We start from the raw sequence: 14,454 nt of genomic DNA, 5'->3' as shown, positions 1-14,454 counted from the left end.
ACGCCCGGGATCAGGCCGATGGCGGGCTGCTGCCGGCGATCGCCTCGCATACCTGCTCCACCGCGTTGAGGGCACGCGGGGTGAAACGGTGCAGCTCATCCGGGTTGATGAGAACGAGCCGCTGCTGCTTGACGGCATCCAGCATGGACCACTGGCGCCAGTGGGCCAGCACGGCGGGATCCCGGCTGCCGGCCAGGATAAGCCCGGGGTTGGCCTTGATCACCTGCTCCAGCCCGACCTGGGGGTAGGGGGAGCTGGCATCCGCCATGATATTGCGGCCACCGCAGAGCCTGATGGCGTGGCCCGGCCAGGTCGAGTCGTTGACGCTGGTGAGCGGTGGATACCAGAGCTGATAGAAGACCGAGACCGGCTTGGGCTTGCCGTAGCGCTGTTTCAGGGCATCGAGTCTGGCCAGATAGGCGTCGGCCTGCTGGTCGGCCTTCAGCCGGGTGCCGAGCAGGCGCCCCAGGCTGCGCATCTCGTCGGCCAGGGAGGCAAAGTCGGTGGGCTCCGAGTAGAAGACGGGGATGCCGAGCTTCTCGACGGGGGCCAGCATGCGGGACTGGGCCGAGCGCCAGGCCACCACCAGATCCGGCTTCTGGGCCAGCAGTGCCTCCAGGTTGATGCTGCGATAGTTGGCAACCCGTGGCAGGGGCGCCACTTCGGGGGGGAAATCGGAGGCATCGTCGGTGGCGACTATGCGATCCCCGGCCCCTATGTCGTACAGCAGCTCGGTCAGGTGGGGGGTGAGGCTGATGATGCGCTGCGGGGTGGCCGCCGCGCCTGACAGGGGCAAGCCGAGCAGGCACAGCAGCAGGCAGAGGGTGCGAAGGGGGAAGCGGTCAGCCATGAGTCAGTGCCATCAGGGTCAGGATCAGCGAGAGCCCGAGCCAGCCCCAGCCGATCAGCAGCAGGCGATGGAGCAGGCGCCGGGGCAGGGTGGCGTCGGGCTCGCTCCCATCGCCCAGCACCGGGAGGCGCACCAGCTGGCCCTGATAGTAGCGGGGGCCCCCGAGGCGGCTGCCCGTGCTCTGTGCCAGCAGGCCGAGCAGGGCGCCCATGGCCGGATAGGGCCAGCGCAGGGCAAGGCGCAGCTTGCCCCCAAGCTGGCGCAACCGGGTCAGCGCGAGGGGGAGCGCCAGCAGCAGTATGGCGGGGGCGCAGAGCCCCTGATAGAGCGCACTGGCGGCGCGGCCGAAGTGGACGAACTCCGCCTGTTTCGGGCTCCAGGCCTGATTCATCAGCTGGGCGAGGCGCCAGAGCAGGGCCCCTTGCACCCCGGCCAGGGCAAAGCCCAGCAGGGGGCCGGCCCACTGGCCCACGAGACGCAGCACGCAGGTCTCGCTCACCGCCTTGTTCAATCCCATCACCGAGAGCTTGCCGGTCTCCCGCTTGAGCCAGGGGGCGACCTGCAACCTCGCCACGACTAGCGTCTCCTGGGTCGCCAGGGCGCGGCTCCCCTGGGCGAGCTCCCGCAGGGGGCGCGACTCCAGCATCAGCAGCAGGAACAGCAGGTCGAACAGGGGCTCGGAGAGGGAGAGGTTGCGTACCGCCCAGAGGCCGGCGGCGCAGGGCACCCAGACCACCAGCAGGGCCAGCAGCCCCGCCTGGCGTTGCTGACCGGGCGAACCGTCCGGGCGATACACCTTGTGGCCGAGGCGGGCCAGCAGCGGCACAGTGGCGCCGGGCCTGAAACGCGCGGGCCAGGGCAGCAGGGCTTCCAGCAGGGCGGCACCCACCATGATGGCCGCCGTCGTCGAGGCGAGGGCGCTCATCAGGGCGTCCCAGGGGAGGGTGTCGATCACAGCTTGCCGAGCAGCGCCATGATCACCTCGGCGGAGTGTTGACCCGCCACCTCGATGAAGGCATCGAAGGATTCCACCTGCTCCTTGCCGGCGATGTCGGACATGGCGCGCACCACCAGATAGGGCACCTTGAACATGTGGCATACCTGGCCGATGGCGGCCCCTTCCATCTCGACTGCCAGCATCTGCGGGAAGTCGGCGCGGGCCTTGGCGATGGCGTCCGGCTTGCACATGAACTGATCACCGGTGCAGATGAGGCCGACCTTGGTCTGGTGCTTGCCTTGCTCGGCGATGCAGGCCTGGGCCAGGGCGATGAGCCTGTCATCGCAGGGGAAGGCGGCGGGCTGCTGGGCCATCTGACCCATCTCGTAACCGAAGGCGGTCACGTCCACGTCGTGGAAACGCATCTCGCTGGCGATGACCACGTCCCCGATGTGCAAGTCCTGGGCGAAGCCGCCGGCGGAGCCGGTGTTGATGACGCAGTCGGGGGCAAATTTCTCCAGCAGCAGGCTGGTGGCGACGCTGGCGGCAACCTTGCCGATGCCGGAGCGGGTCAGGATCACCTCTTTACCGGCCAGACGGCCCTGATAGAACTCGCAGCCGCCCAGTTGCAGGGTGGTGGGTTCACTGAGCTGGCTGCGCAGCAGGGCCACTTCCTGCTCCATGGCGCCGATAATACCTACTTTCATCATCTACCTCGTCTCTGTGGCCGCTGGGCCGGAAAAGTTGGCGGGGATGATAACAAAACTTGGCGGTGACGCCGAGCATTCCTGTGGGGTTGCCGGGGCATCACCTGCGTCAGCGGTAGCGCTCGACCAGGGCGGCCAGTTCGCCACTTGTCGCGAGCCGTTGCAGGGTGTTGGCAAACAGGGTCAGTCGCTCGGGGGCACTGTGGCGGTGGAACAGTATGTAGAAGGGGGTCTCTTCCATCACTGTGGGGAGAATGCGGATCCGCTCCCCCAGCCCATGCTCGCGCAGATCGGATTCAAACCCCGGGGAGCGGTAGTAGACGAAGCGCGCCCGCTTCATCAACAGCTTGTCGTAGTTGGCCCTGCTGCCTATTCCGCCGCTGTCGATGAGGAGGCCGCCAATGGCCTGGAGCCGCGCGATGGCGCCGCTGCCGTGATTGATGAGGATGATCCCCTGCTGACCGAGTGCCCTGACGTCCTCCCAGCCCCGGATCTCGACCGGATCGTCGCTGCGCACCGCCAGGTGGTAGCGCACCGTGAAGATGGCGGGTTGCAGGTAGACGAACTGGCTGCGGCGCTCCGGGCTGTCCCCCACGCCGCAGATGAAATCCAGCTGGCCGTGCCGCACCTTCTTCTCCAGGCGCTTGAGGGGCAGGGAGGCCTGATCTCCCGCGATGCGCAGGGTCGGCTCCCGTGCCTCCATGCGCCGAAACAGATCGACGCAGATCCCGCCGATCTTCCCTCCCGCCAGGGTCAGGTATTTGGGGGCCGAGTCGGCTTGTGCCGCCGTGTGGTAAACCTCGGTGGCACCGATGGCCCCACGGGCTGGGGCAAGCAGGCAAAGCAGCAGAGCCATCCGGAAGATCATCTCATACAGGGTCTCGATAGGGGCGACGCTAACCCATTATCAGCCGGATCAGGAACGCAAGGAACTAGACATTAGGCTATTTATCAGCGTGTTATCAACCCAAGGCCGTATCTTGCGTCATCATCAGGGCAAGCCGGCCATCAGCCCCGGGTGGAGATGGGTCTGATGGCCGTTGCGGTGGGTCTCGGGGGTCACCAGAAGGTTTGCATCCTGCCCCGGCCTCTTGCACCCATATCAACCCAAGGCCGTATCCAGCGTCATCATCAGGGCAAAGCCGGCCATCAGGCCAAGGGTGGCGTGGGTCTGGTGGCCGTTGCGGTGGGTCTCGGGGATCACCTCGTGGGAGACCACGAACAACATGGCGCCAGCCGCGAGCCCGAGACCTATGGGGTAGGCGATGGCCATGCCGCTGGCGAGCCCGACCCCGAGCAGGGCGCCGAGCGGTTCCAGCAGGCCGCTGCCGATGGCCACCATGACGGCGACCGAGGGACGAAAGCCGGCGGCGCACATGGCGAGCGCCACCGCCAGCCCCTCGGGGATGTCCTGCAGGGCGATGGCGGTAGTGAGCGGCAGCCCCACCGCCATGTCCCCTTGGGAGAAGCTGACCCCGATGGCCATGCCTTCCGGCAGGTTGTGCAGGGCGATGGCAAACACGAACAGCCAGACCCGGGAGCAGCTCTCGTGGCCGGGGCCGCAGGGGCCTGTCTTGTCGTGCTCGTGGGGGGTGAATTGATCCAGCCCCAGCATCAGCAAGACCCCGAGGGTCATGCCGGCCACCACCACGGCAGCGGCGAGAAAGCCGTCACCTGTGATCCCCTCGGCCGCCTCCAGCCCCGGCAGCAGCAGGGAGAAGGCGCTGGCCGCCAGCATCATGCCGGCGGCAAAGCCCAGCATGGCGTCTTCCACCCGCTGAGGAACAGATCGCAGGAACAGGGCGGGCAGGGCACCCAGCGCCGTGGCGGCAAACCCGGCGACGCCGCCGATGAGGCCATAACGCACCCCGGGGCTGATGTCACCGGCCGCCAGCAGGATGAGGCTCTGCAACAGGAGCAGCAGCACGGCGGCCAGGGCGAGCAGCAGTCCCAGGGCGATGAGGGGGCGCTCCGCTATCTGCTCGCGCAGTTGGACTGACCAGGAGGGGCTGAGGGTCGACGCGTTATCCATGGGGCCTCGGGGGATTGTGGTTGGGAGAGACGAGAGGGCCATTACATAACCTGGCCTCCCGTTTGTCCATGATGGCGGGACGATTGGGGCAATCGGCTCAAGTTTGTGGTCATCCGGTCGCTCTTGTATCCCGGGCACATGCCAAACGACATGGCCCTGTACAACACGAGAGGGATGAGCGAGGGCGGCAGCTGTGATAGGGTGCGCGCCTGCGAACGCTCTTCCCCGCTTGTTCGTGTTGTTTCATTTTCCCGTCAGGAGTCTCGGGTCACCGTTTACACGGATGTGATCGCCACAGTGCACCTGCTTATCAGCAGTCGAGGATCACCAGTCAACATGTCTTACAAGAACCTCTCCATCGGCAAGAAGATTGCCGTGGTCTTTGCGGTTATCGCCGCCATCAACGTGATATTCGGTCTTTTTCTCGCCAGCGAACTGCGCGGAGTACGGGATCGGGTACTCAATTTCACCGATTCCACCCTGCCGAGCGTGATCTCGGTAGAGAACCTGCTCTATGACGTCTCCTATGTGCGCCGCGCCCAGTTTGCCCTGCTGATGGTCGAGGACGCCGCCGATGTGCAGGCCCGTCGCGGCCGCATCCAGGAGAGCGTGGCCAAGGTGGAGCGCGCCCTTAGCGCCTATGAGGCCACCGTCGGGGCCGAGCATGAGCGCCAGGTGTTCAACCGGGCCAAGCAGCAGTGGCTGCACTACCTGAGCGCGGTCAATCGGGTCGACAGCCTGCTGGTGCAGGGGCTCAAGGAGCAGGCCAGGGACGCGCTGTTCCAGTCCAACGGGAGCTACACCGAGCTGGAGCAGGGGGTCAACGCCCTGGTGGACGTGAACCTCGGCTTCGTCAAGGAGAACCGCGGCAGCCTGCTTGGCAGCGTCAACATGGTGACGACCTTCGCCACTGTGAGCATCGGCGCCCTGCTGCTGTTCATGGGGGTGATGACCTGGTTCCTCACGCGCCAGATCTGCCTGCCGTTGCAGGCCGTGGTCGCCCAGGCCAATGCCATCGCGCAGGGGAACTTGACCCACAGGCTGGATCGCCAGCACATAGGGCAGGATGAGCTGGGCATGCTGGCCAGTGCCTCCCTCAAGATGCAGGACAACCTGCGCGGTCTCATCGAAGAGGTGGTCGCCGCCGTGACCCAGCTGGGGGCCGCCATCGAGGAGGTGAGCGCCGTCTCCGAGCAGTCGGCCCAGGGGATCCAGAGCCAGCAGCAGGAGATCTCCCTGGTGGCGACCGCCATGGCCCAGATGAAGGCGACGGTGGCCGATGTGGCGGGCAACACCGAGGTCGCCTCGGAGTCCGCCAGCTCGGCCAATGCCCTGGCCCGTCGCGGCAATCAGGATGTGCAGGGCGCCCTGGTGGCCATCACCCGGGTTGCCGAGGAGATGGAGCAGGCGGGCACCCTGGTGGCGGAGCTGGAGCGCGAATCGGCCCAGATCAACCTGGTGGTGGACGTCATTCGCGGCATCGCCGATCAGACCAACCTGCTGGCGCTCAATGCCGCCATAGAGGCGGCCCGCGCCGGCGAGCAGGGGCGCGGTTTTGCGGTGGTGGCCGATGAGGTGCGCACCCTGGCGGGCCGTACCCAGGCCTCGACCGGCGAGATCGTCGCCATCATCGAAACCCTGCAGGCCCGTGCCAACCAGGCGAAGGCGGTGACCAGCCAGAGCTGCGAGATGATCCGCCAGTGCGTGAGCCAGAGCGAGCAGACCAGCTCGGGGATCCAGCAGATCGAGGAGGCGGTCGGCCAGATTGCCGACATGGCGATCCAGATCGCCAGCGCCTGCGGCGAGCAGGATGCGGTCTCCGACGAGCTGGGCCGCAACGTGGAGCGGATCAACGAGTCTTCCAACGAGGTGGCGACCGGTGCCGATCACACTGCCCGCGCCTGTCTGGAGCTGAGCCAGCTGGCGGCGAGCCTGCGCCAGACCATAGGTCGCTTCCGCCTCGCCTGATGGTGGCGGCTGGCAGAGTAGTAACAAAAACGGGGCCCCAGGGCCCCGTTTGCTATGTCACCACCAGGGTGCCGGTCTGGCTCAGACGCCGAGGCCGGTTCCGGTGTCTTTCTTGGCGATCAGCTCAATCTTGTAACCGTCCGGGTCTTCCACGAAGGCGATGACAGTGGTGCCACCCTTGACCGGGCCCGGCTCGCGGGTGATCTTTGCGCCGGCGGCGCGCAGGGCGTCGCAGGTGCCATAGATGTCGTCCGCTTCCAGGGCGATGTGGCCGTAGGCGGAGCCCAGCTCGTACTCGCTCACGCCCCAGTTGTAGGTGAGCTCGATGACGGCCTCGTCCTTCTCGTCACCGTAACCGACGAAGGCCAGGGTGTACTTGTATTCGCTGTTCTCGCTCTTGCGCAGCAGTGTCATGCCCAGCACGCGGGTGTAGAAGTCGATGGAGCGTTGCAGGTCGCCGACGCGCAGCATGGTATGCAGAATTCTCATTGCTCAATTCTCCGGGTTGGTGATTGGTACTGCTTTCAATCTAGGTCTTGAGGTCGGGCAGTGAACGGACAGGAGGTCGTTCAGCTCTGCGGGTAGACCTTTTCTTTGTATTCGCACAACTGTTCGATGATACAGGCGCCACGGCCGTAGACGTGTGCGAGCCAGACGGGTGGCTGTGGCGGCACCCCATTGCTCAGCTCTCCGGGTAGACTTTTTCTTTGTACTCGCACAGGTCTTCGATGATACAGGAGCCGCAGCGTGGCTTGCGCGCCAGACAGGTGTAGCGCCCGTGCAGGATGAGCCAGTGGTGCACATCCAGCTTGAACTCGGCGGGCACCACCTTCAGCAGCTTCTCCTCCACCTGATCCACGTTCTTGCCCACCGCGAAGCCGGTGCGATTCGACACCCGGAAGATATGGGTATCGACCGCTATGGTGGACCAGCCGAAGGCGGTGTTGAGCACCACGTTGGCGGTCTTTCGGCCCACCCCCGGCAGGGCTTCCAGTGCCTCGCGGTTTTCCGGCACCTCGCCGCCGTGGCGCTCCAGCAGGATGGCGCAGGTCTTGATGACGTTCTCGGCCTTGGTGTTGAACAAGCCTATGGTCTTGATGTACTCCTTCACGCCGTCCACTCCGAGCGCCAGCATGGCGGCCGGGGTATTGGCCACCGGATAGAGCTTGTCGGTGGCCTTGTTGACGCTGACATCGGTCGCCTGGGCCGACAGCAGCACGGCGATCAGCAGCTCGAACGGCGAGCTGAAGTTGAGTTCTGTGGTGGGGTGCGGGTTGTTCTCCCGCAGCCGTTCCAGTATCTCTCTGCGTTTTTGGTTATTCATCGCGTCTCATGTCTGTCTTGGTGCCAGCCCTCAGAGCTGGGTGGTGCGGGCACCGGCTGCGGGCAGGCTGCAGTGGGCCTTGTCGGCACGCTGCTTGCGGCCCATCCAGTCGTTGATGGCGTTCTTGCCGGCGATGAGCAGCCCCAGGCCGATGAAGCCCCCCGGCGGCAAAATGGCCAGCAGCAGGCTGGCATCGGCGTGGAACAACTCGATGCGCAGGGATCTGGCCCACTCCCCCAGCAGCAGATCGGCGCCGTCGAACAGGGTGCCCATGCCGATGATCTCACGCAGGCCCCCCAGCAACAGCAGCACCAGGGTGAAGCCCAGCCCCATCATGAAGCCGTCGATGGCCGCCAGCAGGGGCGGGTTCTTGGAGGCATAGGCCTCGGCCCGGCCTATGATGACGCAGTTGGTGACGATGAGGGCGATGAAGATGCCGAGCGCCTGATAGAGGCCATAGGTGTAGGCGTTCATCAACAGCTGCACGCTGGTCACCAGGGCCGCGATGATCATCACGTAGACCGGGATGCGAATGTCCTTGGGCACCCAGTTGCGCACCAGGGAGACGGCCAGGTTGGAGCAGACCAGCACCACCATGGTCGCAAGACCCAGCCCCAGGGCATTGGTAAAGGTGGAGGAGACTGCCAGGGTCGGGCAGAGCCCCAGCACCTGCACCAGGGAGGGGTTGTTCTTCCACAGCCCCTGCAGCATCAGCTCCTTGAGCTCTTCGCGGCGGCTGTTGCCCTCATCGGCCGGGCTCTGGCCGTCAATCACATCAACTTGTTCCATTGCTTGTTCCGTTGTATGCGCCATACGGGGCTCCGGTGTCAGGGGGTGGCGTCACAGGAGGGGGCCTGTTGCAGCAGCTCAGGGTGCTCCTGTTGCAGCAGCAGCAGATTCTTCACCGCCTTGACCACGGCGCGGGGGGTGATGGTGGCGCCGGTGAAGGCGTCAAATTCGCCGCCATCCTTCTTCACCGCCCAGCTCGCCGCGTTCTCCTTGGTGAGGAACTTGCCGACGAAGCTCTCTATCCAGCTCGATTTTTTCAGCTCGATCTTGTCGCCAAGACCCGGGGTCTCCTTGTGGGCCAGCACCCGCACCGAGCTGATGGCGCCGCTGGCGTCTGTGCCGATCACCATGCGAATGGCCCCACTGTAGCCGTCGGGGGCCACGGTTTCCAGCGCATAGCCGGTGTGCTCCCCCTTGAGGGTCGCGGTGTAGAGCGGCATGGGCTGATCGCTGCCCAGGTACTCGCGGCTGGTGACCAGCCTGCAGCTGGCCACCAGATCGTTGTCATAGCTCCCCGCCGGCAGCAGGGCCTCCAGGGTGCGCAGCTTCTCCAGCTGTTGCTGGTGGGCGATGCGATCCCGGGTCAGCTCGTTGGTCAGCACCACCATGGCGGTGCAGCCGAGGGCGAACAGGGCCAGGGTGACGCCGTTTTTGCGCATGCTCTTTAACATGGGAAGGCTCCTGAGAGTGAGATGTGCGCGATGATCATTTGCGGCGATCCCCACAGACCTTGGGACGAGTCAGGCTGTCGATGGGAGTGGCTACGCAGAGGCTGGCTCATTTGCGGCGATCCCCATAGACCTTGGGACGGGTCAGGCTGTCGATGAGCGGCACGCAGAGGTTGGCCAGCAACACGGCGAAGGCGAAGGCGTCCGGGTAGCCGCCGAAGCGACGGATGAGATAGACCAGCACGCCGATCAGCACGCCGTAGATGAGGCGCCCCCTGGCCGTGGTGCTGGCGCTCACCGGATCGGTGGCGATGAAGAAGGCCCCCAGCATGGTGGCGCCGCTGAACAGGTGCAGCATGGGGGTGGCGGTGGCGTCCGGCGTGGCCAGATAACCCAGGGTGGCAGAGAGCAGCAGGGCCCCCAGCACGGCGGTGGGAATGCGCCAGTTGATCACCTTCTGCTGCAGCAGGAAGAGGCCACCCAGCAGGTAGCCGAGGTTGACCCAGCTCCAGCCAATCCCGCCCCAACCCTCGAACACGGCGTGAGTCATCACTTCGCTGGCGGTGAGCCCCTGGGTCAGGCCCGTCTTCAGGGTGTCGAGGGGAGTGGCCATGGTCAGGCCATCCACCCCCTGCTTGAGCTGCGCCAGGCTGTAGCCATCCAGGCTGAAGCCGGTGAAGATCACCGAGACGGCATCCCCAAAGTCGACCCCGTAGGCAGCGATGCTGGAGGGGGGCAGCCAGCTGGTCATCTGGACCGGGAAGGAGACCAGCAGCAGCACATAGGCCACCATGGCCGGGTTGAACAGGTTCTGACCGAGCCCGCCATAGAGGTGCTTGGCGATGATGATGGCAAAGGCGGTGCCCAGCACCAGCATCCACCAGGGCAGCAGGGGGGGCAGGGAGAGGCCGATCAGCACGGCGGTGAGGGCCGCGCTGCCGTCCAGCAGGGCCGGTTTGACAGGGCGGCCGCGCAGGCGCAGGACCAGGGCCTCGCAGCCCAGGGCCGTCACCAGGGCCAGCAGGATCTGGATCAGGGTCCCCCAGCCGAAGAACCAGGTCTGGGCCAGGAAGCCGGGCAGACAGGCCAGGATCACCAGCAGCATCAGGGTCTGGGTCTGTCTGCGGTTATGGGCGAAGGGCGCACTCGCGAGATTGAACATGGATCAGTGGCTCTTGTCGGTCGAAGGGGAAGGGGTGTGCGCCGCGGCGTCGGCCGCCAGCTTCCTGGCCTTGGCACGGGCGATGGCAGCGGCGATGGCCGCCTTCTTGGGGTCGACCTCGGGGGCTGGCTCGGCCACCGGCTCCCCCGGGGCGGCCAGCGTGTCGCTCACGGCGTCACTTGAGGGGACGGGTGCCTCGGGCGCGACCTCGGCAGCGGCCGCCAGCTTCTTGGCCTTGGCGCGGGCGATGGCGGCGGCGATGGCCGCCTTCTTGGGATCGACCTCGGCAGCGGGCTCGGCCACCGGCTCACTCGGAGCGGCAGCCGTGTTGCTGGCTTCGTCACCGGCAGCCTGGACAGCCTTTTTGGCCTTGGCGCGGGCGATGGCAGCGGCGATGGCCGCCTTCTTGGGGTCGACCTCGGGGGCTGGCTCAGCCACCGGCTCGCCCGAGGCGGCAGCAGTGTTGCTGGCCTCGTCACCGGCAGCCTTCTTGGCCTTGGCACGGGCGATGGCGGCGGCGATGGCCGCCTTCTTGGGGTCGACCTCGGGGGCTGGCTCAGCCACCGGCTCGCCCGGGGCGGCAGCCGTGTTGCTGGCCTCGTCACCGGCAGCCTTCTTGGCCTTGGCGCGGGCGATGGCCGCGGCGATGGCCGCCTTCTTGGGATCGACCTCGGCAGCGGGCTCGGCCACCGGCTCACCCGGAGCGGCAGCCGTGTTGCTGGCCTCGTCACCGGCAGCCTTCTTGGCCTTGGCGCGGGCGATGGCAGCCGCAATGGCCGCCTTCTTGGGATCGGCCTCGGCAGCGGGCTCAGTCACCGGCTCGCTCGGGGCGGCAGCCGTGTTGCTGGTCTCGTCACCGGCAGCCTGGGCAGCCTTCTTGGCCTTGGCGCGGGCCAGGGCGGCGGCGATGGCCGCCTTCTTGGGATCGGTCTCGGCAGCGGGCTCGGCCACCGGCTCGCCCGGGGCGGCAGCCGTGTTGCTGGCCTCGTCACCGGCAGCCTGGGCAGCCTTCTTGGCCTTGGCGCGAGCCAGGGCGGCGGCGATGGCGGCCTTCTTGGGATCTGCTTCGGCAACGACAGCCGTGCCGGCATCATCCGGCTGTGCGGTCTCGACCGCCTTGGCGGCGCGGCGCGCCAGCGCCTCCTGCTTGCGCGCCTCGCGGGCGGCCATCATGGCGGCGTTGTCCGGCTGAGGCTCTGCGCTGGCGGCCTCCTGCTTGGCCTTGAGGCGGGCCAGGGCGGCGGCGACGGGATCATCCCCCCCGGCCGCGGCCATGGCCTGGCGACGCTGGGCGGCGGCCTCGGCGTGGCGAGCCTCCCGCGCGGCCTTGTCCCGCTCGAAGCGGGCCTGCTTGGCCTCGAAGCGCTGCTTGGCGCGCTCCGCCTTCTCGTGCTCGGCACGGACCTCGCGGATGTCATCCTTGGCAATCTTGTAGTACTGCACCAGGGGGATCTCGCTCGGGCAGACCCAGGCACAGGCCCCGCACTCTATGCAGTCGAACAGGTTGAGCTTCTCGGCCTTGTCATACTCCTTGACCCGGCTGTACCAGTAGAGCTCCTGGGGCAGCAGGTTGGCGGGGCAGGCGTCGGCACAGGCGCTGCAACGGATGCAGGCCTGTTCGGGGCCGGGGGGCGGCAGCTCGGCGCGGGTGGGGGAGAGCAGGCAGTTGGTGGCCTTGACCACGGGCACCATGGCATGGGGCAGGGTGAAGCCCATCATGGGGCCCCCCATGATGACCCGCTGATCCGCCTCCGGTTGCAGTTCGAAACGCTGCAGCAGCCAGCGCACCGGGGTGCCGAGGCGCACCCAGGCATTGCCGGGCTTTTTGAAGGCGTCACCGGTGAGGGTGACGATGCGCGAGATGAGCGGCTCGCCGTCGATGATGGCGCGCTTGATGGCAAAGACGGTGGCGACGTTGAGCACCATGATGCCCATGTCGACCGCCCGGCCTCCCTTGGGCACCTGGCGCCCGGTGAGCAGCTCTATGGTCTGCTTGGCACCGCCGGAGGGGTACTTGGTCGGCACTGACTTGACCAGCACATCCTCGTCTGTGGCATGGCGGGTCAGGGCGTCGATGGCCGCCGGCTTGTTGTCTTCCACCCCGATCAGGGTCAGCTTGGGCTTGAGCAGGTGCTTGAGCACCCGGATGCCGTCCATGATCTCGTCGGCATACTCCTGCATCAGGCGATCGTCTGTGGTGATGTAGGGTTCACACTCCAGGCCGTTGACGATCAGGATCTCGGTGAGCTGGCCGCGGCCATCGAGCTTGCTGTGAGTCGGGAAGACGGCGCCACCGAGCCCAGCGACGCCCGCCTGCTGGATGCGCTCGAGCAGGTCGCCCCGCTCCAGATTCCAGTAGTCGGGTTGGGGGTTGCGCTCACCCCAGGCATCTTCTCCGTCCGGGGTCAGGATGACGCAGAGATCGTCCAGGCCCGAGGGGTGTGCCACCGTGTGTTGTTCGATGGCGGTGATGGTGCCCGAGGTGGAGGCGTGCACCGGCACTATGCGACCCTTGTCATGACGGGTCAGCGGTTGGCCCTTCTTGACCCTGTCACCCACCCGCACCAGCAGTTCGCCGGCCGGGCCCGCGTGCTGGCGCACCGGTATGATGAGCTGGGGGGGAAGCCCCGCGTCCACGACGGGGGTCAGGCTGGACTGGTGCTTGTTCTCGGGAGGATGAATGCCACCGTGAAAATCCCAGAGGGTGCCGGCTTTGATGCGTTCTAGCAGATGCTGCATGGTTACTCCGCTGTTTATTCCACTATCTTGACCGGAATGGCGACCTTGGCCAGATCCCATTTCCAGTTGTCGACCGTGGTCGGCACCGGGATCATCTCGATACAGTCAGTCGGGCAGGGGTCGACGCAGAGATCGCACCCGGTGCACTCGGCCGCGATGACGGTGTGCATCGCCTTGGTGGCGCCGAGGATGGCATCGACCGGGCAGGCCTGGATGCACTTGGTGCAACCTATGCACATGTCCTCGTGAATGAAGGCGACTTTCTTGACGGGGACGGCCGCTTCGTCGCCACCGTCCAGCGGCTGGGGCTCGACCCCCATCAGATCCGCTATCTTGCGCATGGTGGTATCGCCACCGGGCACGCACTTGTTGATCTTGTCGCCGTTGGCCAGGGCCTCGGCGTAGGGCTTGCAGCCCGGGTAGCCGCACTGGCCGCACTGGGTCTGGGGCAGCAGGGCATCGAGCTGGTCGACGATGGGGTCGGCCTGCACATGAAACTTGACGGCGGCATAGCCCAGAATGATGCCGAAGGCCAGGGCCAGCAGGGCCAGCACCAGGATGGCAAAGAGTATGTGAGTCATAGAGCTATATCTTGATGAGGCCGGTAAAGCCCATGAAGGCCAGGGACATCAGGCCGGCGGTGACCATGGCGATGGAGACGCCGCGAAAGGGGGCTGGCACGTCGGCGGCCACCAGACGCTCACGCATGGCGGCAAACAGGATCAGCACCAGCGAGAAACCGCAGGCAGCCCCGAAGCCGTAGATGATGCTCTGGATGAAGTTGTGACGCTCGTTGATGCTCAGCAGCGCGACGCCCAGCACGGCGCAGTTGGTGGTGATGAGGGGCAGGAAGATGCCGAGCAGGCGATAGAGGGTCGGGCTGCTCTTGCGGATCACCATCTCGGTGAACTGCACCACCACGGCGATCACCAGGATGAAGCCCAGGGTGCGCAGATAGGCGATGTCCAGCGGGATCAGGATATAGTGCTCCATCAGATAGGAGCAGGCGCTGGCGAGCGTCATCACGAAGGTGGTGGCCAGTCCCATGCCGATGGCGGTTTCCAGCTTGCCGGAGACGCCCATGAAGGGGCAGAGGCCGAGAAACTTCACCAGCACGAAGTTGTTGATCAGCACGGTACTGACCAGTAAAAGCAGGTACTCAGTCATTGACGATGGGTTTTCCGGTGTGAAGGCGGCAGTATTATCTGATGTTAGGTGCCTTTAGACAACCGCAAGGCCGTATGGTTATTATTCGGGGGCCCAATTCATGGAGGCATT

14 protein-coding genes and 1 pseudogene are annotated in these 14,454 nt (G+C 66.0%); 1 reads left to right on the top strand and 14 read right to left on the bottom strand.

Features of this window, described 5'->3' with window-relative positions:
• Positions 1 to 10 precede the first annotated feature (10 nt).
• From HB860_RS11630 to HB860_RS11610, 6 genes and pseudogenes are all read right to left on the bottom strand, one after another.
• Positions 11 to 850, bottom strand: coding sequence for a cobalamin-binding protein (locus tag HB860_RS11630; RefSeq protein WP_247626747.1), 840 nt, complete (start codon positions 848 to 850; stop codon positions 11 to 13).
• On the bottom strand, positions 843 to 1,775 hold the full coding sequence (locus HB860_RS11625) for a cobalamin biosynthesis protein CobD/CbiB (RefSeq protein WP_247626938.1): 933 nt from the start codon (positions 1,773 to 1,775) through the stop codon (positions 843 to 845). Before HB860_RS11625 ends, HB860_RS11630 begins: the two co-directional genes overlap by 8 nt.
• 26 nt (positions 1,776 to 1,801) lie before the next feature.
• Positions 1,802 to 2,494, bottom strand: a complete 693-nt coding sequence (gene mtnN / locus HB860_RS11620) for a 5'-methylthioadenosine/S-adenosylhomocysteine nucleosidase (RefSeq protein ID WP_171274041.1) — start codon at positions 2,492 to 2,494, stop codon at positions 1,802 to 1,804.
• Positions 2,495 to 2,603: 109 nt separating this feature from the next.
• Positions 2,604 to 3,362, bottom strand: a complete 759-nt coding sequence (locus tag HB860_RS11615) for a substrate-binding periplasmic protein (RefSeq protein WP_247626746.1) — start codon at positions 3,360 to 3,362, stop codon at positions 2,604 to 2,606.
• 94 nt (positions 3,363 to 3,456) lie between these two features.
• Positions 3,457 to 3,557, bottom strand: a pseudogene (locus tag HB860_RS22360) (ZIP family metal transporter); the annotation flags it as partial.
• A gap of 39 nt (positions 3,558 to 3,596) precedes the next feature.
• The gene (locus tag HB860_RS11610) at positions 3,597 to 4,526 is read right to left on the bottom strand and encodes a ZIP family metal transporter (RefSeq protein WP_247626745.1); all 930 of its coding nucleotides are present in this window, start codon (positions 4,524 to 4,526) and stop codon (positions 3,597 to 3,599) included.
• A 336-nt stretch (positions 4,527 to 4,862) separates the two neighbouring features.
• Here HB860_RS11610 and HB860_RS11605 point away from each other — a divergent pair, with 336 nt between their 5' ends.
• Positions 4,863 to 6,494, top strand: coding sequence for a methyl-accepting chemotaxis protein (locus HB860_RS11605; protein ID WP_247626744.1), 1,632 nt, complete (start codon positions 4,863 to 4,865; stop codon positions 6,492 to 6,494).
• Positions 6,495 to 6,575: 81 nt separating this feature from the next.
• On the opposite strand, the gene gloA is transcribed toward HB860_RS11605, so the two are convergent.
• From gloA to rsxA, 8 genes are all read right to left on the bottom strand, one after another.
• Complete coding sequence (gene gloA / locus HB860_RS11600; protein ID WP_025326535.1) at positions 6,576 to 6,983, bottom strand: lactoylglutathione lyase; 408 nt, start codon at positions 6,981 to 6,983, stop codon at positions 6,576 to 6,578.
• 193 nt (positions 6,984 to 7,176) lie between these two features.
• Positions 7,177 to 7,818 carry an endonuclease III gene (nth, locus tag HB860_RS11595; RefSeq protein WP_247626743.1) on the bottom strand — a complete coding sequence of 214 codons (642 nt, stop codon included), beginning with the start codon at positions 7,816 to 7,818 and terminating at the stop codon, positions 7,177 to 7,179.
• Positions 7,819 to 7,848: 30 nt separating this feature from the next.
• Positions 7,849 to 8,607 carry an electron transport complex subunit E gene (locus HB860_RS11590; RefSeq protein ID WP_162519109.1) on the bottom strand — a complete coding sequence of 253 codons (759 nt, stop codon included), beginning with the start codon at positions 8,605 to 8,607 and terminating at the stop codon, positions 7,849 to 7,851.
• A gap of 38 nt (positions 8,608 to 8,645) precedes the next feature.
• On the bottom strand, positions 8,646 to 9,278 hold the full coding sequence (gene rsxG / locus HB860_RS11585) for an electron transport complex subunit RsxG (RefSeq protein WP_247626742.1): 633 nt from the start codon (positions 9,276 to 9,278) through the stop codon (positions 8,646 to 8,648).
• Positions 9,279 to 9,384: 106 nt separating this feature from the next.
• Positions 9,385 to 10,437, bottom strand: a complete 1,053-nt coding sequence (gene rsxD, locus HB860_RS11580) for an electron transport complex subunit RsxD (RefSeq protein ID WP_042648615.1) — start codon at positions 10,435 to 10,437, stop codon at positions 9,385 to 9,387.
• 3 nt (positions 10,438 to 10,440) lie between these two features.
• Positions 10,441 to 13,176 carry an electron transport complex subunit RsxC gene (rsxC, locus tag HB860_RS11575; RefSeq protein WP_247626741.1) on the bottom strand — a complete coding sequence of 912 codons (2,736 nt, stop codon included), beginning with the start codon at positions 13,174 to 13,176 and terminating at the stop codon, positions 10,441 to 10,443.
• A 14-nt stretch (positions 13,177 to 13,190) separates the two neighbouring features.
• Positions 13,191 to 13,757 (bottom strand): electron transport complex subunit RsxB, encoded by a 567-nt coding sequence (gene rsxB / locus HB860_RS11570; RefSeq protein ID WP_247626740.1) that lies wholly within the window; start codon positions 13,755 to 13,757, stop codon positions 13,191 to 13,193.
• Positions 13,758 to 13,761: 4 nt separating this feature from the next.
• Positions 13,762 to 14,343, bottom strand: a complete 582-nt coding sequence (rsxA, locus tag HB860_RS11565; protein ID WP_005326871.1) for an electron transport complex subunit RsxA — start codon at positions 14,341 to 14,343, stop codon at positions 13,762 to 13,764.
• Between the last annotated feature and the right edge of the window lie 111 nt (positions 14,344 to 14,454).

It is taken from the genome of Aeromonas genomosp. paramedia (assembly GCF_023093515.1).
Lineage (GTDB): Bacteria > Pseudomonadota > Gammaproteobacteria > Enterobacterales > Aeromonadaceae > Aeromonas.
This window is presented reverse-complemented; position numbering and strand designations above follow the sequence as displayed.